The organism is Pedobacter superstes (assembly GCF_037622515.1).
GTDB classification, from domain to species: domain Bacteria; phylum Bacteroidota; class Bacteroidia; order Sphingobacteriales; family Sphingobacteriaceae; genus Paradesertivirga; species Paradesertivirga superstes.
The window spans coordinates 86,387-112,990 of sequence record NZ_JBBJCN010000003.1; the positions used below are offsets into that span (position 1 = coordinate 86,387).

Annotated in this window: 17 protein-coding genes; 3 read left to right on the top strand and 14 right to left on the bottom strand. The window is 41.0% G+C overall.

Features of this window, described 5'->3' with window-relative positions:
* Positions 1–88: 88 nt before the first annotated feature.
* A complete protein-coding gene (gene rsmA, locus WG906_RS09375; protein ID WP_339992326.1) occupies positions 89–871 on the top strand; it encodes a 16S rRNA (adenine(1518)-N(6)/adenine(1519)-N(6))-dimethyltransferase RsmA in 783 nt (260 codons plus the stop codon).
* An 8-nt stretch (positions 872–879) separates the two neighbouring features.
* Here the strand turns inward: rsmA and WG906_RS09380 are convergent, their stop codons facing one another.
* Positions 880–1,428, bottom strand: a complete 549-nt coding sequence (locus tag WG906_RS09380) for a DUF3575 domain-containing protein (protein ID WP_339992327.1) — start codon at positions 1,426–1,428, stop codon at positions 880–882.
* A 233-nt stretch (positions 1,429–1,661) separates the two neighbouring features.
* On the opposite strand from WG906_RS09380, the gene WG906_RS09385 reads away from it, so the two are divergent.
* Positions 1,662–2,594: an NAD(P)-dependent oxidoreductase gene (locus WG906_RS09385; protein ID WP_339992328.1), complete on the top strand. Its 933-nt coding sequence runs from the start codon at positions 1,662–1,664 to the stop codon at positions 2,592–2,594.
* Positions 2,595–2,617: 23 nt separating this feature from the next.
* On the opposite strand, the gene WG906_RS09390 is transcribed toward WG906_RS09385, so the two are convergent.
* Positions 2,618–2,914, bottom strand: a complete 297-nt coding sequence (locus tag WG906_RS09390) for a hypothetical protein (RefSeq protein WP_339992329.1) — start codon at positions 2,912–2,914, stop codon at positions 2,618–2,620.
* Positions 2,915–3,216: 302 nt separating this feature from the next.
* Between WG906_RS09390 and WG906_RS09395 the strand changes: the two genes are divergently transcribed.
* A complete protein-coding gene (locus tag WG906_RS09395; protein ID WP_339992330.1) occupies positions 3,217–5,409 on the top strand; it encodes a bifunctional alpha,alpha-trehalose-phosphate synthase (UDP-forming)/trehalose-phosphatase in 2,193 nt (730 codons plus the stop codon).
* Here the strand turns inward: WG906_RS09395 and WG906_RS09400 are convergent.
* The 12 genes from WG906_RS09400 to WG906_RS09455 all read right to left on the bottom strand — a co-directional run bounded on the left by WG906_RS09400 (position 5,406) and on the right by WG906_RS09455 (position 26,594).
* Positions 5,406–7,190: a glycoside hydrolase family 15 protein gene (locus WG906_RS09400; protein WP_339992331.1), complete on the bottom strand. Its 1,785-nt coding sequence runs from the start codon at positions 7,188–7,190 to the stop codon at positions 5,406–5,408. The genes WG906_RS09395 and WG906_RS09400 overlap by 4 nt on opposite strands.
* Before the next feature lie 40 nt (positions 7,191–7,230).
* Positions 7,231–8,277 (bottom strand): GntR family transcriptional regulator, encoded by a 1,047-nt coding sequence (locus WG906_RS09405; RefSeq protein WP_339992332.1) that lies wholly within the window; start codon positions 8,275–8,277, stop codon positions 7,231–7,233.
* Positions 8,278–8,365: 88 nt separating this feature from the next.
* Complete coding sequence (locus WG906_RS09410) at positions 8,366–10,102, bottom strand: hypothetical protein (protein ID WP_339992333.1); 1,737 nt, start codon at positions 10,100–10,102, stop codon at positions 8,366–8,368.
* A gap of 100 nt (positions 10,103–10,202) precedes the next feature.
* Complete coding sequence (locus WG906_RS09415; RefSeq protein ID WP_339992334.1) at positions 10,203–12,971, bottom strand: glycosyl hydrolase; 2,769 nt, start codon at positions 12,969–12,971, stop codon at positions 10,203–10,205.
* A 166-nt stretch (positions 12,972–13,137) separates the two neighbouring features.
* On the bottom strand, positions 13,138–13,449 hold the full coding sequence (gene rhaM / locus WG906_RS09420; protein WP_339992335.1) for an L-rhamnose mutarotase: 312 nt from the start codon (positions 13,447–13,449) through the stop codon (positions 13,138–13,140).
* A 53-nt stretch (positions 13,450–13,502) separates the two neighbouring features.
* Complete coding sequence (locus WG906_RS09425) at positions 13,503–16,469, bottom strand: glycoside hydrolase family 2 protein (protein WP_339992336.1); 2,967 nt, start codon at positions 16,467–16,469, stop codon at positions 13,503–13,505.
* A 1-nt stretch (position 16,470) separates the two neighbouring features.
* Positions 16,471–18,927 carry a glycoside hydrolase family 31 protein gene (locus WG906_RS09430; RefSeq protein ID WP_339992337.1) on the bottom strand — a complete coding sequence of 819 codons (2,457 nt, stop codon included), beginning with the start codon at positions 18,925–18,927 and terminating at the stop codon, positions 16,471–16,473.
* A gap of 131 nt (positions 18,928–19,058) precedes the next feature.
* Complete coding sequence (locus WG906_RS09435; protein WP_339992338.1) at positions 19,059–20,216, bottom strand: glycoside hydrolase family 88/105 protein; 1,158 nt, start codon at positions 20,214–20,216, stop codon at positions 19,059–19,061.
* Between the two features lie 16 nt (positions 20,217–20,232).
* On the bottom strand, positions 20,233–21,027 hold the full coding sequence (locus tag WG906_RS09440; protein WP_339992339.1) for a DUF459 domain-containing protein: 795 nt from the start codon (positions 21,025–21,027) through the stop codon (positions 20,233–20,235).
* Positions 21,028–21,230: 203 nt separating this feature from the next.
* A complete protein-coding gene (locus WG906_RS09445; RefSeq protein WP_339992340.1) occupies positions 21,231–22,004 on the bottom strand; it encodes a rhamnogalacturonan acetylesterase in 774 nt (257 codons plus the stop codon).
* 13 nt (positions 22,005–22,017) lie between these two features.
* Positions 22,018–23,910 (bottom strand): rhamnogalacturonan lyase, encoded by a 1,893-nt coding sequence (locus WG906_RS09450; protein ID WP_339992341.1) that lies wholly within the window; start codon positions 23,908–23,910, stop codon positions 22,018–22,020.
* A gap of 320 nt (positions 23,911–24,230) precedes the next feature.
* Positions 24,231–26,594, bottom strand: coding sequence for a glycoside hydrolase family 2 TIM barrel-domain containing protein (locus WG906_RS09455; protein WP_339992342.1), 2,364 nt, complete (start codon positions 26,592–26,594; stop codon positions 24,231–24,233).
* Positions 26,595–26,604 lie beyond the last annotated feature (10 nt).

The following is a 26,604-nucleotide window of genomic DNA, read 5'->3' on the forward strand; positions in this document are numbered from 1 at the left end:
GCCGGAAATTCCTGCAAAATAAAGAATTTGAAACGGTTTGCCGTAATCGCATTTAAAGTTTGCGTAATTTGCGCCAAATTATCCCCTGATGAGTTCTGTACGCGCAAAAAAACACTTAGGCCAGCATTTTCTAACCGACAAAAACATTGCTGCTAAGATTGTGGAGAGTTTGAATCCGGAAGGAAAATACAATCAGGTTCTTGAAGTTGGCCCCGGCATGGGGATACTTTCTGATTTTTTACTGCAAAAAAAAGAGTACGAAACCTTTCTGATAGACCTGGATTCAGAATCGGTTGAGTTTTTAAAAAGAAAGTACCCTCAACTTGGCACCAGGCTTATTAACGGAGATTTTTTAGCATTAGATTTTAAAGAAGTATTCCCGGGTAAACTTGGAATTATAGGCAATTTCCCTTACAATATCTCCTCTCAAATCATTTTTAAAATACTGGATAACAGAGATCTTATCCCTGAAATGGTGGGGATGTTTCAAAAGGAGGTGGCAGAACGTTTTTCTGCTAAGCCCGGAACTAAAGCATATGGAATATTGACTGTACTTATCAATGCTTACTATAAAGTTGAGTACCTTTTTACTGTAAAAGCCGGAGTGTTTAATCCTCCTCCAAAGGTACTTTCTGCGGTTATCCGATTATCCAGAAATAAAGTTGAAACACTGGATTGCGATGAAAAACTTTTCTGGAAAGTGGTAAAAGCAGGATTTAATCAACGAAGAAAAACATTAAGAAATGCCTTATCATCATTGATTAATAAAGAAAAAATGACTGATGAGCCGATGCTTGATTTGAGAGCTGAGAGACTTAGTGTTGATGATTTTGTGGCGTTGACAAACAGGATAAGTACTTCATTAGTGTAATATCAGCATTAAAATTTAAATCCGGCTAATAAACCTATTCTGCCATCCACGAAACCGTTTTGCTTTTCATTATTGGAAATATCCTTTTGGGATATAAATCTCCCATAACCAGCACCGGCAAAGGTTTCAAGATTGAAAAATCGGCTTTCCACCATGGTTACACCCAATAATAGTCCGGAAGATAATCCTTTGCCTTGAAAATCTCTGGAGCTTATTGAAACGAACCCAGTATTGTCCACATATCCTTCTCTTTTCACTTGTTTTTCTATATATCTTAAATAAGTCCCTACATACAGAAACTCAAATACTGTATATTTAAGGTCAAGAATACCTGTTTTGAAACTATAGGTCTGATTAAAAGGAAGATACCTGAAATCTCCGGCTGAGCCATAAAGCTGGAAACTTAACCTTGAATTCTGTTTGTAATTAAGCGCCAAAGACGGACCGGCAACAGCCAGGTTTAATAAATTAGTACTAATTGTGAATTTCTTATCCTGGGGATAAGCGGAGTACGCAAAGAATAGACCAATCAGAAATAAAGGCACATGCTTTTTCATTAGGCTTCAACTGGATTTCCATACAAAGTACAATTAAAATTTATTTAAACAGCAGATTGAAAACAAGTCCTGATTAACTTAAGATCAGTTTCAACACGGAACTTTAAATGATTTGGCCGTATTACCAATAAGATGCACGATACTTTGATTATGATTCAAATCTTTATAAATTTTCAATAATCAGAAAAGCAGAAGAAGTACCTTTACGCTGCTGAAGTCAAACTAACCCTTAAATGCACAATAAAAAGATTTTAATTGCTGATAAATTACATCCTGTTTTTAAAGAAGAAGCAGAAAACCTTGGATACATTGTTGACGATCTACCCGCTATTACAAGAAAAGAAACACTGGATATTATTCATGAATATACTGGAATTGCGATCCGCACAAAATTCAATATTGATAAAGAGATTATAGATGCAGCCGGTAACTTAAAATTTATTGCCCGTGCTGGGGCCGGTATGGACAATATCGACATTGAATATACCAAAACAAAAAACATACAATGTATTAATGCCCCCGAAGGGAACAGTACGGCCGTAGCTGAACATACGATAGGAATGCTATTATCTCTCATGAATAACCTGAGAAAGGCCGATATTGAAATCCGCAATGGTATTTGGGATCGGGAGGGCAATCGCGGTCATGAATTAAAAGGTAAAACAGTAGGCATTATTGGCTACGGTTTTATGGGAAAAAGCTTAGCCAAACGGCTAAAAGGCTTTGATGTTGATGTAATTGCTTTTGACAAGTATAAATCTGACTACAGCGATGAATATGCGTCCGAAGTGAGTATGGAGCAGATTGTTAAACATTCGGATGTTTTAAGTCTGCATATCCCTCTGAAAAGGGAAACAAATCAATTGGTAAATGATGAATATTTACTTCATTTTAAAAAACCCATTTTCTTTTTGAATACGTCCAGAGGCGAAATAGTAAACACACAAGCTGTTTTAAACGCTATAAAGAGCGGGAAAATACTGGGGGCCGGACTTGACGTACTTCAGGTGGAAAAATTTCCTTTAATTGAGGATCAATCGTGGTATTCTGATCTAAAAAATGAAGGCCGTATTATTCTTAGCCCGCATGTGGCAGGATGGACAATAGAATCGTACCGAAAGATATCAGAAGTTCTTGCTGAAAAACTGAAAGTGCTTTCGGTATGAAACTTTTTGTAGTCGCCACGAATTTAATTCAACACAATATTAGGATGGAAATTCATAAATTCTTCATAAGCTTTGCTTAAATCTTTAACCGAATTTATTTCAACATCATCACCCCATGGTGTCCATGAAGTAAATTTTAATTTTTTATCAGATAGAGGTTCAGACTTTTTTATCGGTGTTATTTCTTCATACACACCAAAATTTCCTAATGTATAGTACTTGATCTTTTTTGTACGGCGTTCGAGCAAATGTGATTTGGTTAGCTTAAACCCCATCCCTTTTATCCAGCTTTTAATTGAAAGTGCATTATTTCGTGTCATGACTAAACAAGTTATGATTTCAAATTCGGTTATTTACCGTTACCATAACATGTTCATTTTCATCTGGTTCTAATTAATAATTATTTTTTCTGCCATTTGTTAACAACTTGTGTTAACAACTAATGTTATTCAAATATTTCCAGAGTATCAAAAACTCCATGGAAAGCAGGATAATGATAGCAGAAAGTTATACCCTGTTGGTTTAATCACCAGAATTAAATCATTTTTTCCTGTAAATATTTCTTAATTGAAACTTAAGGCTTAAAAAATCCTTGAAATAATACTGCACTTATAAAAATAGTATGGGCAAAACAATCATTATCTCAAACAGACTTCCGGTTAAAATAAGCAAGACCAATGGCGAGTTCGAGCTAAAACAAAGTGAGGGAGGCTTAGCCACGGGTCTTGGGTCGATATACCGGCAAGGTAATAATGTTTGGGTTGGGTGGCCTGGACTTGAAGTTTGTTCAGAAGATCAGGAGGAAACTATCAAAAGCAAACTTTCCGAAATCAATCTCTCTCCGGTTTTCCTTTCGCATCAGGAAATATCCCTTTATTATGAGGGGTTTTGCAACGAAACATTATGGCCTATTTTTCATTATCATCCAACCTATGCAAAGTATGAGCAAAGCTTTTGGGATAGTTATAAGGAAGTAAATAATAAATTCAAGGAAGCAGTTTTACAACTAACAGAGCCTGACGACATCATATGGATACATGACTATCAGTTGCTGTTGTTACCAGGTTTAATAAGAGCCGAACTCCCCGACATTACTATAGGTTTTTTCCAGCATATTCCTTTTCCCAGTTCTGAATTATTCCGACTTATTCCATGGCGGGCAGAAATTCTTGAGAATATGCTTGGAGCCGACCTGCTGGGTTTTCATACTTTTGATGATGCAAGACACTTCCGAAGTGCCGTAACCAGAGTTTTACCTATTCATTCGTCATCCAATGTAATTACTTACAACGACAGGCAGGTAGTTATTGAGTCCTTTCCAATGGGTATTGATGATAAAAAATTTGAGTCACTAACTTCTGACAAAAGGGTTCTGGATAATATTTCTGAACTTAAGGTAAGCTTTGACAAAAACAAAATCATTTTATCGATAGACCGGCTTGACTACAGCAAAGGAATTTTACAAAGGCTACAGGCCTATGGTTTATTGCTTCAAAACCATCCTGAACATCTTGAAAAGGTAATTCTTTATATGATAATTGTCCCCTCCCGGGATAATGTAGCAAATTACAAAGAATTAAAGGATGAAATTGACAAGATGGTTGGCAATATAAACGCCAGATACAGAACCTTAAACTGGATTCCGATCCATTATTATTACAGGTCATTTCCAATTGATATACTGTCTGCGCTATATAGCATCGCCGACGTATGCCTTGTAACACCCATGCGAGACGGCATGAACCTTGTAAGCAAAGAATATGTCGCCAGTCGTACAAACAATGATGGAGTACTCATTCTCAGCGAGATGGCAGGTGCCGCTAAAGAGCTGGTAGATGCCTTGATCGTCAATCCAAATAACATCGGTGAGATATACCAGGCAATTATCCAGGCTATAACCATGACCAGGGAAGAGCAACACAGAAGAATGAAGCAGCTACGCAATGTAGTAGCTAAATTTAACATCAGGCACTGGGTGAAAATTTATATGGATCGCCTAAAGGAAGTGAAACAATTACAAAAATCTATGAAGGCTAAATATCTTGAGAATTACAGACAAATATTATTGGAACAAGAATATGCGGCCTCTACCAACCGGATTATATTTCTTGATTATGATGGCACACTGGTCGGTTTTCAGTCAGACATTGATTTAGCTTTCCCGGACGAAGAATTATATGAATTATTAGAGCGCCTGTGCGCTGACCCTGCAAATCATGTCGTCATGATAAGCGGACGTAAGCATGAGACTTTAGAAGAATGGTTTTCTAAATTACCGATCGACATGATAGCTGAACATGGTGCATGGACAAAGGTTTACAATGAAGAATGGGTAAAATTGCCAGGATTGGAGAATCATTGGAAAAACGACATTATCCCGATTCTGGAAAGGTATGTCGACAGAACACCAGGTTCGTTCATTGAAGAAAAAAGTTTTTCGCTGGTGTGGCACTACAGAAAAGTTGAGGAAGGGTTGGGAGATTTGAGAGCAAATGAAATAATAAACGACCTGCGCTTTATTATTGCTGATAAAGGACTTCAGATGCTTCCGGGAAGCAAGGTGATTGAAATCAAAAATATTGAAGTTAACAAAGGGAAGATGACTTATAAATGGCTGGAAAATAAACAGTATGATTATATCATGGCTCTTGGAGATGACCATACAGACGAAGACATTTTCAAGGCGATGCCCCCAAAAGCCTACACAATAAAAATTGGCGGCAATATTTCTGCCGCCAGATTTTATCTGAGAGATTTTAAAGAAGTGCGCCGCTTATTAAAATCTTTAACCAAGATTTCATCCGTATCTAACTAAAGAAATACTGGTCTGTCTAATTTTATTGCAATACGGTATGCGGCATTCATTAATCCTACATGGCTGTAAGCCTGTGGGAAATTGCCCCATTGACTTCCTGTATTTTCATCAACGTCTTCGCTGAAAAGCATCAGGTGATTCGAGTACTGAATAATATTTTCAAACTCTTTAATCGCTTCATCAACCCGCCCGACACAAGCCAGGGCTTCCACATACCAAAATGCACATATCAGGAAAGTAGTTTTAGGTTTCCCGAAATCATCTGCATGTAAATACCGATAAAACAGGCCGGTAGGTGTTTTAAGCTCAGCTTCAAGAGCTTTCAAATGATCTTTGGCTCTATCCGATGCCGGATCAAGGTAATTCATCATGATAAGCTGCAAGGTACTCGCATCCAGATGAGTTCCTCCCGCTGCATTCGTATAAACTTTCCTTACGGGGTCATAACAGCTTTCTATATGATCTGCAGCTTTCTGCTGTAGCGCCAGGGCCCGGTCTTCAAGCTCTTTATTTTCAATTGTACGGGCCATTTTCGCGGCGGCCGCACAACCTGCCCATTGAAAGAGATTGCTGTAACAATGAACATTGGCAATATTTCGGAATTCCCAAATACCTGCATCCTTTTCATCTATGGTGCGCTCGATTTTCTGAAGCACAGACTCTATCCAGCGAATAGAATCTTTTCGCTCACGAAACACAAAACGGTAGTCAATATAAAGGGGCATAATGGAAATCATCACCTGACCGTAGATGTCGTTCTGGATATGCTCTGAGGCCTGATTTCCTACCCTTACAGGCTTGTTTCCCATATAGCCATCAAGGTGCTCCAGAATCGTTTCATTAAGATCGCTTTTACCGTCAATGGCGTACAAAGGCTGATACCTGTAATTCTCTGAAACTGAAATGCCTGCTACGTAATTAAAATAGCGTTCCATTTCTTCAAAATGGCCAATGTGGTTCAAAGCAGAAATCACGTAATAGGTATCTCTTAACCAGCAAAACCGGTAATCCCAATTTCGTCCGCTTCCGTCGTACTCAGGCAAGCTGGTGGTGCTGGCGGCAATAATCGCTCCGGTATCTTCGTATTGATGTATTTTTAGAGCCAAAGCCGAGCGGATTACGTATTGCTGATAGAATCCCGCCATATTTGAATGCTTTATCCAGGTTCGCCAATAAGTAATGGTTTCCCTGATAAAGGTTTCGCAGGTGCTTATTAAGGGAGCCTCCAAGGGCTGACCATAGGTCAAAACAAGGTATTTAACCTCATTCAATACGAAATATGTATCATCATCAGATAGATAACTGATAGGAATATTTGTAGTCAGCCGTAAGGTGTCATCACAGCCCTCGAAATCAATATGATTGCTTCCGCGATGAGCCTTCAGTTTTTTCTTTCCGTAATCGCAAACAGGCTGGCACTTCACATTGATCCTGAGATTACCCTCAATAGGCTCAATTTTACGGATCAGCATTAAGGGTTTAAAAAAACGTTCGTGCTGTTGAAATCGGGGGGCAACGTCAATTATTCTATACCGTCCGTTCTCGCAGGTAATTTCTGTGCATAATACATTTGTATTTTCCAGATAAAACTGATTGGATGTATAGTTGGTGGCCGGAAGAATTGAAAACTCTCCGCCTTTTTCCTTATCCAGTAAAGACCCGAATACAAATGAGCTGTCAAACCTTGGCCAGCACATCCATGAGATATTTGTATTTTTATGCACATGCGCAAGAAATGCACAGTTACCTATTATTCCGGTTTCATAAACATGTTTTTTCATTGTTTTTATTACACAACAAAAGCAAACAAGTTTTAAAAATTTACAAAGAAGGTCTCAGCGTGAGATGAAAAGGCACCTCAATATGGGCTCTGGAGTTGTCTAATATCATTTTTGCAGCAATTGCACCCATTTCCTGAAAGTCTGTTGAAACGGTAGTAATACCATTTAAAATTATTTTTTTAAGAGGTGTTTCATTATAAGAAATCACACCAACCTGCTGCCCAACTTTTAATTTAAGTGAGATAATTTTCTCAATCAGTTTAACCAGATCATCCTCCATAAGGTTGATATAAACCTCCCCTTCTTCAATGGGCTCTGTACTGATATCGCTTACTACTTTATGACTAAAGGCATACTGCTGACAAAATCTTAACAGGCCCTTTTTAATCTCTTTGGGATAATAGCTCTTTTCAGGAAAAATTAATTTTATAGTATGATATTTACTTAAAACGTCCTTTGCCTGTTCCAATGCGTTATAGATATCGTCTTCAAAGTTTTCGTATACCGCAGCATACTCGCCTTCAACACCGGGGATTTTTTTATCGAGCAGCACCAATTTCTCTTTTGGAATTGTATTGATAATTTCGCAGGCATTTTCGCCCCCTTCGATAAAGTGAGGCACAACGATGTAATGACTATAACCTTCCATTTTGTCGGCCAGCATTTTTTTAAACAACTTAAAATCGTTGTTATAAATGTAAAAATCAACGGCTACATGATCACCAAGGGCAGCAATAAAGGAATCGTAAACTATTTTTTTATGGGAGCTTAATTTATTAAACAGCATGCAAATTCTAAGCGTCTGCCTGAAATCTGTACTTGCTATGTAGTAGCCTTTACCGGGAATTGAAGCCAATACGCCGATTTTTTTTAAATACTTATAGCCTTTTTCCGCAGTATCGCGTGATATTTCCAGTTCATAACTTAATTCGTTAATAGAGGGCAGCATATCATTTCTATTGATTTTGCCTGATTCTATTGCTGTTAAGATAGAATTTGTTAACTGTAGATATTTTGGAGTAGCCGAATATTCGTCAATATGAATAAAATCAAAAAACTTAAACGACTTAAGTGAGGACTTGGACATATATTTTACTAAAATAGTAAGATTAGCGGAATTATCATCCGCTAATCACTTACTGCTTTAAGTAAACAAGGCAGTTATTGCAATATAATCAATAATGAGTATGATTTACAACTTTAGATTTGAGATAGTTTAAGTCGGATTTTAAATCTTTATTTGAATGTGATGCAGTTTTAGAGCCAAATACACGTAATGTTCCCCGCGATAAGGTGATTACTTCTTCTGCTCCACGGCCTGTAAAATCAAACATATGAAAAACTCCGTCAGGGAAATATAGGTCGCCTTCGCCTTTATCATCCAGTTTAAATTTGTACCAGAACAGCTCTGGTTTGCCTTTACCGTTCCAGTTTCCGACAACAAAATCAGGGTTACCATTTAAAGGATAGCCATTGGGCCACATGGAAATAAGCGTCCCTTTATTATCGAACCAAAACAGCTGGCTGGAAAGACCAGGTTCGGTAGTTTGTTTCAGCCCATACGTTCTACCCCCGACAACCACCTGCGGACCGGGCACTTTTTTTAGAAAATCTCCGACCTGAATTTGCTGACTATGCTCGGCTACATTCTGCCAGATTATTTCTTTGGTCATAGCCTTTAGGGCATAAACACCAGTTTCGCTGTTAGAAATTAAAATATCAAGTTTTCCATCCTTATCTATATCAGCAAACTTATAACTATCCGCATGATCGTGATTATCGCCAAGCAGATCAAAGCGGTTCCATATCTCTTTCCCTTTAGAATCAAGCAGTAAAGACCCTACAAGCACTTCATCAATGCCATCTTTATTGAAATCTACCGGATAGATATAATGCCCGAGATTATCTTTTTTCCGGTTCTCGGTATGTTGCCATAGCAAGGTCAGGTCAGATTTATAGGCATTAATATTCATTACACCACCATAATCTGTAAATACAACAAGTTCATTTGGAGCATCTTTGGTAAGCTTGGCAATAGCCATCCTGAAATTATTATACACATGAGGAAGAGCTTTTGTGGGCCATTCGGTTTTACGAATCTCTTTGCCTGTACGACCATCGGCAATTACCAGCCACTCTTTGTTATCGATGAACCTCCAATGTACTATTTCTGAGTTTCCGTCTTTATCAAAATCCCAAATGACACCGGGAGCTTCGAACTCGGCACGTAACCGGGTATTCTCTTCCGGGGCTTTCCATGACCATAATTGTGCACCTGAATTATCGAACACCGTTGTCGTCCAATCGGGGCTAATAGCCATCAGATCGGTTTTCTTATCTCCATTCACATCCCCGAATTTCACGATGCCGTTTCCAGGAAGTTTATATTCTTTTATAAGCGTAACATCCGAATTCAGCTGATAGGGTTTTATATCCTCCTCTCTCAGATCGGGATTAGTGCTCAAAACGAGCACGTCCACTACCGGCGATGGATCGATTCGGGTGATCTTAAAATCCGTAATGCCCTTGTTCAGTTCAAAAGTCCCGGCTTTTTTCCAGCTTAAAACATCCGAACCGAAAGTTTCGGCGCTAACCTTACCTCCTACCGATACTTTAAAGCCGTTACCACGGGCACCCTGACTTCTCACATATAAATAATACAAGCCCTTAAGGGGAACATTGATGCGTGTAATCAAGTTGGTTTCGGAGTTAAGAACAAGGGCGGTGTTATTGAATATCCATTCGGCCCGTAAGGTGCCCGCATCCGAAATGACATTACCTTTGGGGTTTCTGTCAAGAAAATCTGACGCCGGAATTATGATTGTACCTGGCATATCTACCGGGTGACTGAGCTTTTGAGCGAATGTATTCAGGCTAATTAAAGCTGCAATGAAAAGAAACAGATTTCGCATGTATGTAAGTTTAATAAGTTTGAGATAATTGATACATCGTAAATCCGCCTACAGCCACCGTACCTTAATACTAACCTGTTCGCACCGGATTTCATTCACACTACTTTTTGTAAGGCGTAATCGTTACCGGACCAATGAGCCCGGAAGGCTGCGGCTGCCAAACAGCAGCATTAAAATCCTTATAATTAATATTTACAAAATTAATTTCATGGTATTTGCGCCATTGCAGACCTTTTTTATCCATATCCCTTATCCTGTTTGCCATCAGGTTAGCGACTTCAATTTTAATAGTGTTATTTCCTTTTTTCAGATATTTGCCGATGCGGGCCTGAAATGGAATACTCCATAAAATGCCTGCATCCTGTCCGTTTACCCAAACGTGCGCACTTTCATGAACCTTACCCAGATCCAGAATATATTCTGCAGCTTTAAGCTTCGGCATCTTGAACGTAATCGAATATTCTGCCCGTCCCGAGTAAGCAACAGCAGAACTGTCACCCATATCTGTCCACGAAATTAGTTTAGACAGCTTTTTATCCTGAGGAACTTTTGGGCCTCCATCGGTAAAATGTAATACCCATTCTCCTTTTACTTCTACCGGCTTTAAACCATTATTCAGATATGTCCATTGAGGGATACCCGAAGCTTTATCAGCTGTTTTGAGAATCACTGCCTCACCGGGAAGCATTTGAATTTTAACTTTAGTGATATCTCCTTCCTGTGTGCTGCTCGCGATACCAGAGTTTCCGCTTTGAGGATCCAATATCAGAACCTCAGAAGCCCGGGTATTAATTGGCAAATCAGTATCTATTGTTTTTGAGGTATGATTGACCAGGTAATAATATTTTTCGGGCCCAACCTGGCGGCGTATAAATTTAAGGCCTGTGGCCGTTAATTTTTCAGAAACAATCCCTTTAAAATCAAGCGCTTTTTGAACGTCCGCTGATAGCAAAATCTGTCCGGAACCGGTCTTTAATTGCTTTACACCATTACCGGCATCTGTAAAAGACAATCCGGAGACAAGCTGAAACAGTTTATTTCTGTTAGCTTCGAGATTGCTTAATCCCGGAACATCTGCAGGAAGCTGCTGAATAATGACTGTGGCACCATCTTTTGCTAAATCGATAATTTTCTGCAAGGTTGCTACAGGCATCATATCCGCTTTGGGAACAATCAGGGTTTTATAAGGCGATGCGTTGGCAGAAGTGCTTATAGCACCATTTTTAACAGCTGATTTTTCAAGTAAGGCGTCTGAAACAAAATCCAGCGAATAACCAACCTCCTGTAAGGATTTTACATTTTTATAAAATTCACTTGGATGAAGCCAGACATCCACATCGTGAACTTTAAGAGGCATATCCATACCTTTTGCATTATTCCATACATCGTAAATTGGCCAGTAAACCAATAATTCATTATCAGATTTACCTGCCTGAAGAACAGACTGAACACGAGTGATATAGGTATTTAATCCCGGCAGATGAGCCCACCAGCTATTGGCAGGAACAAAATTTACCGAAGCGTAAAACAGCCATCCCGGGAAAGGAATATCCTGTGGTGAATACGTTGTTCCGTGGAAGAAGGTATGGTTAACACCGGATAAGAACACCTGTTCCAGTTCTGGTTTGGTTTGAGATAAAGAAGTTTTAAAGTGCTCGGTTAACCAGGTAAACGTTTCACTTGAGGTCAGATTTTTACCTGTAACATGGGCAGCTGACGATGCAAATTTAAGCATGATCGGGTCAGGATCTACATTACGAATATCCGCGCTGTCGCGTCGAAGACCGGGAATAGGAAAATAGCTTGAGCCAAAGGTCTCGCATTCAGGAATATCCACAGCAGCGTACAAATCAAGCAAATTTCCCGGAGATCCGTGAGCCTGGTTTTTTGAAATACCCTTGTATTTATGAGCCCAGTTAGTCCATGGTATAGTAAAATTATTCAATAACATATCCGACATTGTTTCGCGGTAATCTGATTTTAACCGGGCGATCGTTGAATTCGAATCTTTACTAACTAATTCCCGGATATGGGGTCGTAAATCATAGCCACGCAGGGTCTTAAATTCATCAAAAAAATTAGAGGACCAATCTGCATTATATACTTCGTAACTATCGTTATAAAATGCCCGGATATTGGGAGGGTTATTGGCGAATACTTTATCATAACGGCTCAGGTATTCATCAAGTGCAGGTCTCGAAAGGTGGTTTAAAGTAAATCCTTCGCCTCCGGGAGCCGCTCTTTTCACCATCTGACGGGTTTTTCCGGTAAATGCAGCATAAATATTCCAGCTTCCCGTTTTTGGCTTCCAGCTCAGATTTCCATCCTTATCAACCTTATCGATAAGTTGTACCACTTCGCCATTATCATTGTAAGCGGTTAGAGATTGCAAACGTGCAACACCAGCCCTGGGGTCGGCAATAAGGATCTTTTCAGAGAGCGATTTCCAGGCATCCACCTTATAGGTTTGAACAATTAACCTGGAGGCAGCATGCTCTGCAGGCACCTGGGGCCCGCCAAAAGGCCAGCCTGTACCATTTGTAAGATCCACTCCCATGCCTAAACTGCCAGCCTCCTTAACGGTATGGTTAAGCATTTTTATCCAGTCTGGAGAAAGGTATTGCAAATACCGGCTTTCATAACCGATTGCACCGTAAATTGGGGCAATTTCGACACCACCAAAGCCTGTTTTATTGTAATTGCTTAAAAGGGCCGAAATATTTTTTTCATCCACGGCGTTACCCATCCACCACCAGCGGGTCCATGGTTTTGTTTCTTTTTTAACTTCAGGCCATGGGTTTATCTGGGCCTGAATCGTATTGAGAAAGCCAATGATTATGAGTGATGCTATAATTGTGCTTCTTTTCATTTGATTTTATTTTTTTTGAGATGAAGCTATCATGAGCTAAAGTCGTAGCGTCATACTTAAACTGTCGAAGTAAAGCGATTTTGTCCCACCCAAACCCTTCGACAGGCTCGGGGTGACGCCAACGCATGGCATGTCACCGATCTAATGTCGAATAACAAGAGTCATATTAATCCATATGAAACACTTCAATAAGTGGTTTGCTTACTGGAGAGTTATCCGAATTGGTATCCATGATATCGGCCATGTAGGCCCACCATTTCTGAACAATTTCTGTTTGACCCAGATCTTGTGAAGACATATTTCCATCCTGCTGCTGTACCGCGAATAGAATATTGGTCTCCTCGTCAAGAAAAATGGTATAGTCACTTATTCCATTTTCTTTTACAAGAGCTTTTAATTCGGGCCAGATTTCATCATGACGCTTTCTGTATTCATCTTTAAAGCCAGGCTTAAGCTTCATTTTAAAGGCTAATTTCATATTTATAGAATTGAGATATGAGACATTCGATATGAGAACATACTACTAATTAATTAGATTTGAGGAACTACGTTTTGATAAATCTCTGCTTCAATTATACTTAAAGTTCCTTTAGCGTTGGCATCGTTCCTGGCTACGCCGTCATCAAGCTTTTGACCGCCCATTTCTACCCCGATAGCCGAATCATCTTTTGCAGAAGCTTCATTCGCAAGTTGAACAGTTACGGTTTTTCCCTTTGTTGGCTTACAAACAAGGGTACAATAACCTAAAGACCTGGGAGTAACTCCGTTAAAAACCACAACATTGTCTACCAGGATTTTTACCGGGTAGCTACGGCTTCTGAAATTGTTTAATTTCAGAGTTACCTCATTTACTATTGATTCGTTGGCAAGGTTATATTTAACCCAGGCATTTGAGATTTTGCCGTCGTTTACCCAGTCAGAAAGTTCATTGTCATCATAGCTTAATGCTACCCGATCTGTATTGGAACCAGCTGTCGCCGATACTATTTTGAGCGCGGTTCTTTTAGGGGTAAATGAAGGACCCTGTGGTGTCGGACCTCGTTTTAAACCCGGAGTTAGTCCGTCTGCAGGCATATTTAATGACAAACCATTTGTCACCTTTACAGGGACGGACTTAAAAGCTACCGTTGCCGATTTCAATCCTTCGGACGATGCTGATAAAACTATCTGGCCCGGCTTTGGGGTCGATCGGATAAATACCCGGTTAACGCCTCCTTCTACAGGAAGGCTTTTTGCAAGAATATAATTATCCGGTCCCTGTGCAATTCCACCTCTCCACTCTGCAGGGCCCTGGAGTTTAAAATCAATCATGTTAAGAGCTATAGGACAACGGTTGCCTTGCGCATCCACTACTTCGACCTGAGCCAGAACAACGTCTGCACCATCGGCTTTTAAGCCTCCGGGAGCCTGCACTGTTGTCAGACGCAAACCCGCAGGTGCTCCAGCAGTTTTAATTTCAGCTTCAGATAATTTCTTATTCTGAACATCATAAGAAACTGCTTTGATTGTTCCGGGCTGCCATTCTATACTTTTAAAGGTAAAGGCGAAGCCATCCTGGCGTTCTCCAAAACCTTTTGAATGCCCGTTGATGAACAGTTCAACTTTCGCGCCGCTTGATACAACATGAACATTCTTTTTTGTGCCAGGCTGGTAATTCCAGTGCCCTATAATATGCGTACTGTGGCGATCAACATCAACCCATCCATCCCACATTACTTTATGGGCATAGAACCCATCTTTAGGAATCCGCATAGCATCAACCTCTCCGCTCCTGCGATAGTTCTCTGCACCACGATAATGTGTATTTGAGTCAGAGAAAATGATATTAACCCCTCCGGCGCTAACACGTTCCCCAGTTCCGGGGCGCTCTTTCCAGAACTCATACCAGCGCGCTACATTTTCCAGTGCGTGAGTATCCTGGTTACGGTTATAGCTGCTGGCATCCTGGTCCTTGTACAAAGGACCTTCCCCATTCTTATGAAAAGGAGGAGAAAACTCATCCCAATACTTGCGCAATCCCTCATCGCGGGAGTATTCTGTAGCCCATAATGGTATATCGGCGCTCTTATTGGTATACAGCATTTCGCCGCCATATTCAGCCACTTTACTATCGAGCATTTCGCGCGAACCAATAGCACGCCAGCCATTTGGATCATATTTAGATTTAATGGCTTTCATCTCGGTCATATGAGGCTCACTGATCGACTCATTCCCGCATTCGTAAAATAAAATACTGGGATTATTCCGGTTATAAATAATGGCATCACGCATTAATTGAGTGCGTTGAGTCCACCTGGCGCCATCAACATCTTTCTCGGCATCGCCGGCAGGCATCGCCTGGATCAGACCGACACGGTCGCATGATTCTACATCCTGTTTCCATGGTGCGATATGCATCCAGCGAACCAGGTTTGCATTACTCTCTACCATAAGTCCATTACTGTAATCGCTCAACCATGGTGGTACAGACATTCCTAAAGCCGGCCATTCGTTGCTGGTTCTCTGTGCATAGCCCTTTAATACCAGAACCCTGTCGTTAAGATAAACCGTACCATTTTTGAATTCGGCTTTTCTGAAACCGGTTTTGGTATTTACTTCATCAATAGCTTTTCCATTTACTTTTAACCTGGTACTAACTGTGTACAAATAGCCATAGCCCCAGCTCCAGAAATTAAGGTTGCTCAATGAGGCACTTGCGCTTACTGTTTTGGTTTCGCCAGGCTGAATAGTAGTTTGTCCGCCATCAAATACTTTCACACTTTTTCCGTCCAGGTCCTTTACTTCGACTTCGTATTGGAACGTTTTAGGTACAGAATATTCATTCCGGACTTCCGATTCGGTTACAATTGTTGCCGTTTTGCCGGGAATATCAAAATCTTTTGGATAGATGTAAACGCCCGTTGTTTTAAGGAACGAATACAATGGCAATGTCTGATACAGCTTATCGGTAACATGTAACCAGGCATTTTTAGGTAAGCCGCCATAATTCGCATTGAAGTTTTTATCGCTCCATTGAAACTTGGTTTTAGTGGCTTTCTCCTGGTAATTCCAATCGTTATCAACCCGAACTGCAATAACATTTTCGCCAGATTTGACAATATCAGTAACATCGAACCCAAAAGCCATAGCACCATTCTCATGTAAGCCAACGGATTTTCCGTTAAGATAAAATTCTCCAGCCTGACGAACACCTTCAAACTCCAGAAAAATCTTCTTACCGATATCTGAAGAAGGGACTTTGAAACGTTTGCGGTACCAGACTATTCCGGTCGGGTGTTTATCGATAGAAACCTTAAAGGCTGCATCTTCGTTCCAGGCGTGAGGCAATGTCACGTTCTGCCATGCCGCATCGTTAAATCCCGGTACTTCGGCTCCTTTTGCATCGCCAATATAAAGTTTCCATCCGGGGTTAAAATTATATTTAATCCGTGGGCTATCTGCTGCACTTGCCATAAGCACAAAAACAGACAGAATCAGCAAAGAAATAATCCTTTTCATTTTAATAGTTTATAATTAATTCAATATTAGATTTATTGGTACCCGAAGACTTCACGTAAACAGTCCGTTCTTTCTCATCATAAAAATATTGTCGGGCAGCTAAAGCAGAATCCGGGCTTAAGGTCATTTCCTTTCCGTTTTCAGTAACTGCAGTTGGCTTCCGGCCCTCAATAAGGCGAATCCGGGCCAGATAAGTACGCTGCAGCGGATCAAAGCTCCCCGTCGTTTTGCCAATATGTACTTTAAAGTTTTTTGCCTGAGAAGTTGTGGTAATTCTGGTTAAGGCAAACTTTCCGGTTTGATAATCAAGACTCAAACCATCATCCTCATATAAATCAAATGCTGAACTTTTGCCTGGAAAAATATCCAGTGTAATTTCATTAACCGGCATCTCAGCAACATATTTCATTTCTGGTTGCATAGGTATAATAGCACCGGCTTTCGCAAAGAGAGGGATTGTATCTATAGGGCTAACTACATTAACATTTTGTTTCCCTGTATATCTTTTGCCTGTCCAGTAGTCGTACCATTCCCCTTCCGGAAAATAAACAGTTCTGGTTTTCGCGCCCTTTGTAGTTACCGGCGCAACCATTAAATTATTTCCAAACATGTACTGGTCGCCAATGTCGTATACATTTTTATCGTTCTGATACTCAAGAACGAGGGCTCGCATTAAGGGCATTCCGCTTTGATACATGGTATGTGCATTGCTGTATATGTAAGGAATTAATCTATATCTTAACAAATCGTATTTTTTGAAGTTGGCAAGTGCAGCATCGCCATAGCTCCAGGGTTCTTTATAATTTGGATGCTCCATTCCAAAAACCAGGGCGATCGGGCTAAACATTCCGAACTGAACCCAGCGCATATATAATTCGGGATCGGCAACATGCTCGAAACCGCCCATACAATGCGACCAATAGCCAATACCTGAGATTCCGATATTAATCCCGGCTTTGATTACAGGAGCAAAATATTGCCATTCACTCGGCCAGTCGCCAGCAAAAATGAAGGGATAACGCTGAATACCGGCATAACCTTCGCGTGTCTGGTTTAGGCCGCGCATTTTGTTCAACGTCTGAAACTTTTCGAACGGGGCCTTGGCATATGCCAGCGGGAAAATATTATGGAGTTTTTGCGCGGCTTTATCAGTAGGACCAGTTTTATCGCTTTCGTTTGCCAATCCTCCAAAGGCACTGCCTTCATCCGTTTTTAAAAACATTGCACCCTGACTGGCTACTTTCATTACACCGTTGTCCCACCACCAATCGACAGATTTCTGGTCAAAAAAATTAACAAACTCACCTTTACCTCCCGGTTCAGGATAAACTAAACCCTGTTCACGAGCCTGGTCCAAAAGGTTCATTGTATTTCCATTATCAAATCGCGGGCGCAGGTGCAACCCCACCATTTTATAATTCATCGCATACAAGCTGTCAAACATTCCTTTCGGATTTCTGAAAGTTTCACGCCATTCGAAAGAAGTAGCGCCCTTTCCCCCGTTTTTACCGAAAATTCTCCAGGTAGAGTCCAGCCATAACAAATCAACCGGAATACCTAAAGTTCTGAACTTACGGGCCAACGCAATCACATAACTGTCGGACGTTTCTGCTTCATGCCCCCAGGTTCCGCCACTGTATGTCCCAGCATGCAGCCCAAAAGCAAATTGAGGAATTAAAGGCGCCTTCCCGGTTAATGCGGTATAATCAGCAAGTATGGATGGAAAAGTCGGACCATAAATAAAATAGTAATCGAGCTCACCATCAACTGCTTTAAAGCTGTACTGATCATCCAGGCTGGCTCCCATATCCCACTCTGTGGCAAAAGAGTTGTGGAGAAAAATGCCATAACCCTGAGTACTCATAAAAAATGGAACCGGTGAATAATTTGCCTCCAATATATTGTAAGCGCCAACTGCATGAGGCAATCCTTTTCCACGACCTACATTTAGCTTAAGCTTTTTATTTTTCTGATCAATGAAATCCATTCGCTCCCCGAATCCAAAGAAGTGTTCGTCCGACAGCAGGTTTTTCTTTGCAACAACGGCTTTGCCTTCTTTAAAGGCACCGGCATTGTTTTCGGAAGACAGAAGTTTACCCTGTTTATTATAAACATCTATTCTGAAAGGCGATTTATATACCCGTACATCAAGCTTAGATGACTGAAGAAGATAATGATCGTTATTTTCAGCCGAAATTATCTCCTGGGAGGACCACTTATAATTGGAAACCATCCATGGCTCATTTTCTTCGAATATTCTGCTCCATGAGGTTCTTACCCGAAACATTCCGGGAGTACAAAACTCTATTTTGACATCAGAATTTGTATTCGAAAAAAAGAATTCATTGCCTTGTTTTTTATACCCCGAGCTATAGCTCCCTGCAGGTTGGGCATTCACTGTGAAAAAAAATACAGCAAAAAACAAAAGAAGAAGCCAGAACTTATAAAAAGTTGACATAATTGATTGTATATAAGACAGCGATTGTCCCAAAATGGATTTTGTCATTCCGAATCTTGCCTGAATCATGAAATGGGCTAAGACTTCTACTGAGGCCGAAATGACAAAATCCGTAAAAAGAATTAAGTTTTTTATTTCATTTTGTAAACTTCGCTTCCTGCCATTAAGAAACAACCAAGACCATAATCTTCAAAATCAGGTTTGCTTGTATAGCTTACAGGCTGGCCATCTTTTGGTTCTTTGCCCGTTCCCTGAACGTAACCTAAAAATCCGTTTTTATGAACTGCTTCTTTAGACATTGCATTCCATGCTTTAACAATTACCGGGGTGTACACCTCTTTGCTCAATGCTCCGTTATTAACACCCCAGGCCATTCCGTATACAAACAAAGAAGTTCCGCTGGTTTCTTTGCCGCCAAAATTGTTAGGATCGTGTAAACTGGCATTCCAAAAACCATCAGTTCGCTGGAGGGGAAGCAGGGCTGCCATCATATCTTTGTAATCCTGCATGTACTCATTGTAATGAGGATCTGATTTCGGCAACATAGACATGGTACGAACCAGGGCTGCGATTACCCAGCCATTTCCTCTGGACCAGTAGCAATCCTGACCGTTAGGCTCTGTATAGGGAGGATCAAAATCCTTATCTCTCCACCAAAGCTTGTCTGCAGGGTTCCAGAGGCCTTTATCGCCATGTTTAGTTTTGCTGTAATTATACAGCTCGTACATTTTATCAAAATACCTGGTATCGTTATACACTACACCTAATCTTGTAAAAACAGGCATAGCCATTTGTAAAGCATCTATCCACCACCAGTCGTCAACTTTCTCACTAACCAGCATCCCATCAACTGCAGTTTTAATATCTTTTATTCTTTCTTCTTTTTTATCAATAAGATAAAGATCGATATAGGTTTGTCCGCAGGTTTGATCATCAGCATTCTGACGGTCTCTGGCAGTACCGCTTCTCAGGCCCCATTTATGTTTTTCGCCCCAATCTACAGCATAGTCATAATACACCTTTTGTTTTTTAGTACTAGGGTCTAACCGGTAAAGTTCCATGAGTCCCTCATAATACACACCTCTGGTCCAGATATTACTTGGCCTTTCTCTATTGGTAACAATAGATTTTCCGGGATCGGGCCATTTATTCATAAAGTACTGGTTTGTTAATCGCATTTGCTTCAGCACACTTTTCTTTTTAGGAAGTTTCTGTGCCTGGGCTTCTGAGAAAACTGATGCTATAAGAATGAAAGCAATCACTTTAAAGCATGAACGGAAATTAATCATATGCGTATGTATTGTTCTATTTTGTAATTAAATACTTTTTAAGAGGATTAGGTTTCAACTGATTCAGTCCTTCCACAACCGATTGAGCATTCAGCCTCGCACCCGCCTCAATGGTGTGCGTTCCATCTGTGGTATTAAAGTACGTTGATCTCACTTTTTGTTCACCTTCCTTATCGTACTGATCGGCAGTGATCTTATTCAGGTCTACGAAATAAGCCCCGCCCTGTTGAGCCGCCTGCTGCGCCCATTGAGCATAACTATCAACCGAACGATTCACCTTACCATTATTCCAGCCATTTCTGGGAATCAATGAGGCTACAATCGGAGTTGCTCCTTTAGCTTTTATATCAGAAATAAACTTCCTTATATACCATCCATAAGAATAGACAACTTCTTTTTGTTTAGTGATAGGGTTATATATTTCTTTACTCTCATCGCCATTACCTTTTATCGTTCCGCGCGCACGGGCAGAATCATCCAGAGGGCTGCTGTCATTATGCCCGAACTGCATGATTACGAAATCGCCTTTCTGAATTTTGGGAAGCACAGCTGCCCATCTTCCCCTGTTCATAAACGTACGGCTGCTTGTTCCGCCCAAGGCTTCATTTTTCACAGTAATTTTTGTAGTATCAAAATAAGCGGCAATTATGTCGCCCCAGCCCCAACGACCACCGTCGCCCATGCCTTTTGCATGCTTTACAGTAGAATCACCTATTAAAAAAAGTGTGGGTTTTTGCTGCGGCTTCATGACCAGGCATGAAGAAATAATTGCAAGCGTTGCAAGTAAACTAAGGGTATAGGTTTTTTTCATCAATATATATTTTTTAAAGGTTACGAAGTCCGCCCGGCTTCGTTCGGACGGGCTTTCATGACTTACATCAGAGAATAATTATTTATTACCGGCTATGAAGCGTGTTAAGACTTTTTTTTGCCGACTACTTATGCAGTTTCATAAATTAAAGAGAGTCTAACCCGATTTAACGGACCAGACTCATAGAAATACAAATTTAACAATTAACGCAGAAACTTAGCCAACGACAATTTTTTCTGTGCTTTAATTCCTTCTGCCACTGATGCGGCATTGACTAAGGCGCCGGCTTCATTTGTGTGTGTATGATCGCCGGGAAAAAATTCTTTTACTTTATCGGGCCCCATAGCATCATACTTATCTGCAGTTAGCTGATTCAGATCAATAAATACTACTCCTTCAATTTCTGCTGCTTCTTTTGCCCATTTGCCAAAATCATTATTGGCCCGTTTAACTTTTCCATCGGCCCATTGATTTCTTGGAATCATCGAAAGTACAACAGGAGTTGCTCCTTTAGCTTTAGCTTCTTTAATAAACTTACGCAGATAGGCCCCATAAGTAAGCACAACTTCCTTTTTACCATCCGGCCAGGTTAACTCTTTTGTTTCATCACCTATACCTCTTAAAACCCCACGATATCCGTTTCTTGTTGTATCGGGTGCGCTTCCTTCATTGTGGCCAAACTGCATTAACACAAAATCGCCGGGTTTTAATGTTGAAAGTACTTTTTCCCAACGTCCTTCTTTTATAAATGTCCGGGTACTGCGTCCGGCCATAGCCTGGTTACTCACAGATATACGGGTTGTATCAAGATGGTTTCCTAAGTAGGCTCCCCAACCACGCTGAACATTATTAGAGTTTCTTACAGTCGAATCGCCTATAATATAAACCACGGGTTTATTCTGCTGGCGAAAAGCAAACGCCATTAAAAGGACTACAAGTAATGCGGGCCAAAATTTCTTAACTGATCTATTGTTCATCTTTAAGGTGTTATTAATTTTTTGAGAATACTGTTTTCTTAGGAGCTTTCACCTCAATATTAGGTTTAGGTGCAGGTTTCATATCCTCTCCCATATAGAAACCCGGGTGAGGAGGCTGATTGTACGCTACATTTTGCCAGGCAATTGCCATTCTGTACTGCGGATCATGCATCAGGGTATACATTTTATGCTGAGTAGGAATAGTAGTAGTAAAAATCCTGAGCTCTTTATTATCTGTGGTTCTTAAAATTACTTCTTCTCTCCAGTCTCCCAGGATATCTGCACTTAAAGCCGGAGTAGATTTGGTTCCATTATTTGAAGAACAACCAGCGGCGGTGAATATCCGTCCTATCTTATACTTATCGATTCCGTTACCGTTAAGAAGTTCGCGGGTTAAATCCCCATCCCACCAGCAAAGGAAATTCGTCGAAGTTGGATTTGGACCAATTTTCTCGCCTTTAAGATTTAGCAAACCATTCGAGCCGGAGAACCACATTTCGGCCCCCGGATTTTCGGCATCAATATTTGCAGCTACACCACGGCCAACATCCTCGTCGTTATGGCCGGACCACAATATTTTACCGGTTTTTGCATCATATAAAGCGGCTCCCGGCCCCTTTGTTCCTTCTTCAATTTCGTGAACCCCAAAAACTTCCAGTCCCGGACGTGCAGGATCCAAATCGCTTACATGCAGGGCGTCTCCATGACGAAGGTTAGTTGAAAACATTCCTTTCCCATTGTCGTCAATAACCATTGCACCATAAATAACTTCATCCTTTCCGTCATTATCCACATCGGCAATGCTCAGGCCATGGTTTCCCTGACCGGAGAAAGGGTTCTCACTATCTTTGCTATCGAAAACCCAGCGCGAGGTTAGTTTCCCGTTACGGTAATCCCAGGCAGCAATTACAGATCTTCCATAGTAACCGCGACACATTAATACACTGGGAAGTTTTCCATCTAAATATGCTGCTCCGGCTACAAAACGATCAACACGATTTCCGTTGTTGTCGCTTCCGCCATTTCCGCCATGACCGCTCCATCCGTCGGTTGGATAGCGGTTTGCGATATAATCAGTTGTCGCTAAAGCCTCCCCGGTCTTTCCGCTGAAAACCGTGAAATATTCGGGGCCCTGCAGTATTTTTCCAAAGAAGACACCACTTTTCGGATCAATATTCCTCCAGTCTTTGGTAGAATCTCCTATCACTTTTCCTTTTCCGTCAATGGTGCCATCGGCAGTTTTACAGGCAAACTCCGCGATCCCGTCGCCATCCATATCAATTACTATAAACTGAGTATAATGAGCGCCTTCGCGGATATTTTTACCAAGATTTATTTCCCATAATAATGTACCATCCAATTTATAGGCCTGAAAAATGGGGACATCGGTAAGACCGGGTGAAGGAGTATCTCTCCCTCTGCCGGTTTGATGTAAAATAATTTCATATTTCCCGTCTCCGTCTAAATCGCCTACAGAGGCATCGTTTGGAGTATATCCCGGAATAGTTTTTAAAGGAACTGACAAGTATTGTTGTGCAGGTGCATTGGCAGCAAGAGTATAGGTCTCTCCGGTTTCTGTTTCTTTCCCTTTCGAAACAATTTTTACAAAATAAGCATTCGACTGGGTTGTGTCCACACCTTCGTCGACATAATTTGTACTGTTTGAAATAGGCTTACTATTTAATTTCAGCGCTGTTTTAGAACCTGTAGAACGGTACACGTTGAACGCGATATCTTCAGGATCGGTCCCCAGCATGCGCCATCCAAGGTAAACTTTGCCGGCTCCCTGATTAATGGCAATAGTACCCCTGTTAAGATATTCCATTTGCCGTTTTTGAGACAATGCCGAAAAAGCAAACAGCACAAATACAATAAGCAAAACATTATTAAGTAAAAGTCTTTTCATTATTGGTTATAAAATGGTAGCATAAAGTAAACGATTTGAACAGGCTTAACCGTCATGCACCATCATGGCATTTTGCGTGATAAATCTCAAAAAAAGGCCTATCGGTTATTAAACAGCGATTTTTGGGAGACAAAGAGTTTAGGAGTAATACACATGTTACATTTTAGAAGAGCCCCTAAATCAGCTTTTATTATTTCTCTCCTTAGTTTGTGTGGCACAAGCCAGGTCTCTGTCCTTATAATGTCCGCAACCCTGCACGGTCCAAAGGTCTGTGTCTCTCATTGTGAAGACACAGACCTTTGGGCCCAGGGGACAATTTACTATTTCGCTGAAGATGTCACTTCTAATGAAACTGATCCTTGTGCCAATCCAGGGCTCGTTGCCAGTATATCCACCTTTCCTTTAGGCGCGTTTGCCTGAATAATGGCTACTGCCTTTCCCATATTAGCGCTTCTCTCAGATGTCTTGTACATTTCTGTACTTATAAGGCTTCCATTATCAACAGCATTTATCATTCCCTGGCCTGAAACTTTAAAGCTTATAGGATTATCGCTATTGGGGCAGGGGACTCCATTTTCATCAACTATAGTTGCCGTAATTATCGCTGCATCATCAAAACTGTTGGTTAGTTTCGGCTGGCTGGCAGTTAACCTGATTTTAGCCGGCTTGCCTGCGGTTTTAAGTTCCTGCTCTACCACTACTTTCCCGCCATTTTTTCCTACAGCTTTAATGGTTCCCGGGGCAAATGTTACGCTCCATGTAAAGGGCGATGCATTTTTAGCAAGTGGCTTTACGCCCAGCGACTTTCCATTCAGAAACAATTCCACCTCTTCACAATTGCTGTACACCTGCACCCTGCCTTCATCATAGGTATCAAAATCATCCGGAGTCCAGTCGGAAACTAAACGTCCTGAACCGGCATTTCCAGCGCTCCTTGTAATATGCACCATGGGCTTGTCAGACCACCAGCTTTGCCGTTGAAAGCCCTCGGGTTTAATTGCTCCGGTACGATCGAGAATTCCGGATCCATGACCAATGGAAGGCCAGTCTTCTTCTCCAAAATAATCAATACCTGTCCATAAAAACTGACCGGCCATATAGGGCTTATCGCGCAATGTCAACCAGGCATTTTGGGTATGGCCGTTCTCGGTACCGATAACTTTACGGGCGGGTTTGGATTCATGAGCCTGAACCAATTCGTTTTCGCGATAGTTCTGACCAACCACATCCATTAATTCCACAAAACCATTGTCGTATACTTTTGCAGAATTGGGTCGAAACAAAGCCATAGTAACCGGACGTGTTCCATCCAGTTTATGTATCAGGTCCTTTTGATCAGTAAAGGTTTTAAAGCCAGCCGGACTATTTAAATCGTCGCGAATTTCATTTCCCACACTATAAATCACAATACTCGGATGGTTGCGGTCGCGCATTACCATGTCGCGGGTATCGGCTTCCCACCATTTATCGAAATATAAATTGTAGCCGTTTTCTGCATTTCCTTTTTTTGCTCTCCATGTATCGAACGATTCATCCATCACCAATAATCCTAACTCATCACAGAGGTCGTAAAACTCCGGAGCCATGGGATTATGAGCTGTACGAATACCATTCACGCCAAGCTCTTTAAGCGTCAGTAATCGCTTTTTCCAAATTGCTGCCGGTACCGCAGCTCCAACGGCTCCACCATCATGATGCAGGCAAACCCCTTTGATTTTCAGGTTTTTTCCGTTTAAGTGGAATCCGCTTGCGGCCTCAAAACGAATATCCCTGATTCCGAAAACATTGGTTTCATTGTCAAGGACCGTTTTGCCTGAAAGCACTTTTGTCACTGTTCGATAAAGATTAGGCTTGTTAACATCCCACAATAAAGGATTTGACAACGAAATATTTTGCTCGAAAGCAGCCGGTTTTCCGGGCGAAATTGATTGAGTAGTTTCTGCACTTTTCAGGGTTTTACCATCCGGGCCCAGTACTGAAGTCTGCAAGGTTATCTCCTGCGGAGCAGATGATTCGTTTTCAATACGAGTTTTTATACTAACAGTTGCCGCTTTATCCGTTACATCTTTTGTACTTACAAAAACGCCCCACTGAGCAACATGAACAGGATTACTTGTAATTAAGCGAACATGCCTGTAAATGCCGGCACCAGTGTACCACCTTGATGCAGGCTGCACCGAATTATCGGCACGAACCGCTATAACATTGGGCCTACCAGGGTTTAGATGCGGAGTAAGATCGTATCTGAAACCGATATATCCGTTAGGCCTCTTTCCAAGATGTTTGCCATTTATCCACACATCACTATTAGCCATAATACCATCAAATTCAATGAATAATTTCTTTTGGGCATCTGCCTGAGGAACGGTAAAGGTTTTTCGATACCAGCCGATACCACCCGGAAGATATCCTCCCCCCCGACCGGTTGAATTATTTCGATCATAAGGACCTTCAATACTCCAGTCGTGCGGAACACTTAAGGTTCTCCATGTATTATCTTTGAACTCTGGCTTTTCGGCTCCTGAAACATCTTCTTTAATAAATTTCCAATTGTCTTCAAAGGCTGAAACTTTTCTGGCAATTCCGTTTTGAGCTAAAAGCGCAGAACTGAAAAGGGTAAAAATCAGTAAAACCAGGCCATTAAATAGATTTCCGGTGTTCTTTTGAATTATTGTTATTCTCATGTAATGGATT

Coding starts and splice junctions, on each gene's coding strand:
- WG906_RS09440 (WP_339992339.1), bottom strand. CDS start 21,027: ATGAAAAAAACCTATACCCTTAGTTTACTTGCAACGCTTGCAATTATT.
- WG906_RS09380 (WP_339992327.1), bottom strand. CDS start 1,428: ATGAAAAAGCATGTGCCTTTATTTCTGATTGGTCTATTCTTTGCGTAC.
- WG906_RS09415 (WP_339992334.1), bottom strand. CDS start 12,971: ATGAAAAGAAGCACAATTATAGCATCACTCATAATCATTGGCTTTCTC.
- WG906_RS09450 (WP_339992341.1), bottom strand. CDS start 23,910: ATGAAAAGACTTTTACTTAATAATGTTTTGCTTATTGTATTTGTGCTG.
- WG906_RS09385 (WP_339992328.1), top strand. CDS start 1,662: ATGCACAATAAAAAGATTTTAATTGCTGATAAATTACATCCTGTTTTT.
- WG906_RS09390 (WP_339992329.1), bottom strand. CDS start 2,914: ATGACACGAAATAATGCACTTTCAATTAAAAGCTGGATAAAAGGGATG.
- WG906_RS09395 (WP_339992330.1), top strand. CDS start 3,217: ATGGGCAAAACAATCATTATCTCAAACAGACTTCCGGTTAAAATAAGC.
- WG906_RS09445 (WP_339992340.1), bottom strand. CDS start 22,004: ATGAACAATAGATCAGTTAAGAAATTTTGGCCCGCATTACTTGTAGTC.
- WG906_RS09400 (WP_339992331.1), bottom strand. CDS start 7,190: ATGAAAAAACATGTTTATGAAACCGGAATAATAGGTAACTGTGCATTT.
- WG906_RS09430 (WP_339992337.1), bottom strand. CDS start 18,927: ATGTCAACTTTTTATAAGTTCTGGCTTCTTCTTTTGTTTTTTGCTGTA.
- WG906_RS09405 (WP_339992332.1), bottom strand. CDS start 8,277: ATGTCCAAGTCCTCACTTAAGTCGTTTAAGTTTTTTGATTTTATTCAT.
- WG906_RS09455 (WP_339992342.1), bottom strand. CDS start 26,594: ATGAGAATAACAATAATTCAAAAGAACACCGGAAATCTATTTAATGGC.
- WG906_RS09410 (WP_339992333.1), bottom strand. CDS start 10,102: ATGCGAAATCTGTTTCTTTTCATTGCAGCTTTAATTAGCCTGAATACA.
- WG906_RS09425 (WP_339992336.1), bottom strand. CDS start 16,469: ATGAAAAGGATTATTTCTTTGCTGATTCTGTCTGTTTTTGTGCTTATG.
- WG906_RS09435 (WP_339992338.1), bottom strand. CDS start 20,216: ATGATTAATTTCCGTTCATGCTTTAAAGTGATTGCTTTCATTCTTATA.
- rsmA (WP_339992326.1), top strand. CDS start 89: ATGAGTTCTGTACGCGCAAAAAAACACTTAGGCCAGCATTTTCTAACC.
- rhaM (WP_339992335.1), bottom strand. CDS start 13,449: ATGAAATTAGCCTTTAAAATGAAGCTTAAGCCTGGCTTTAAAGATGAA.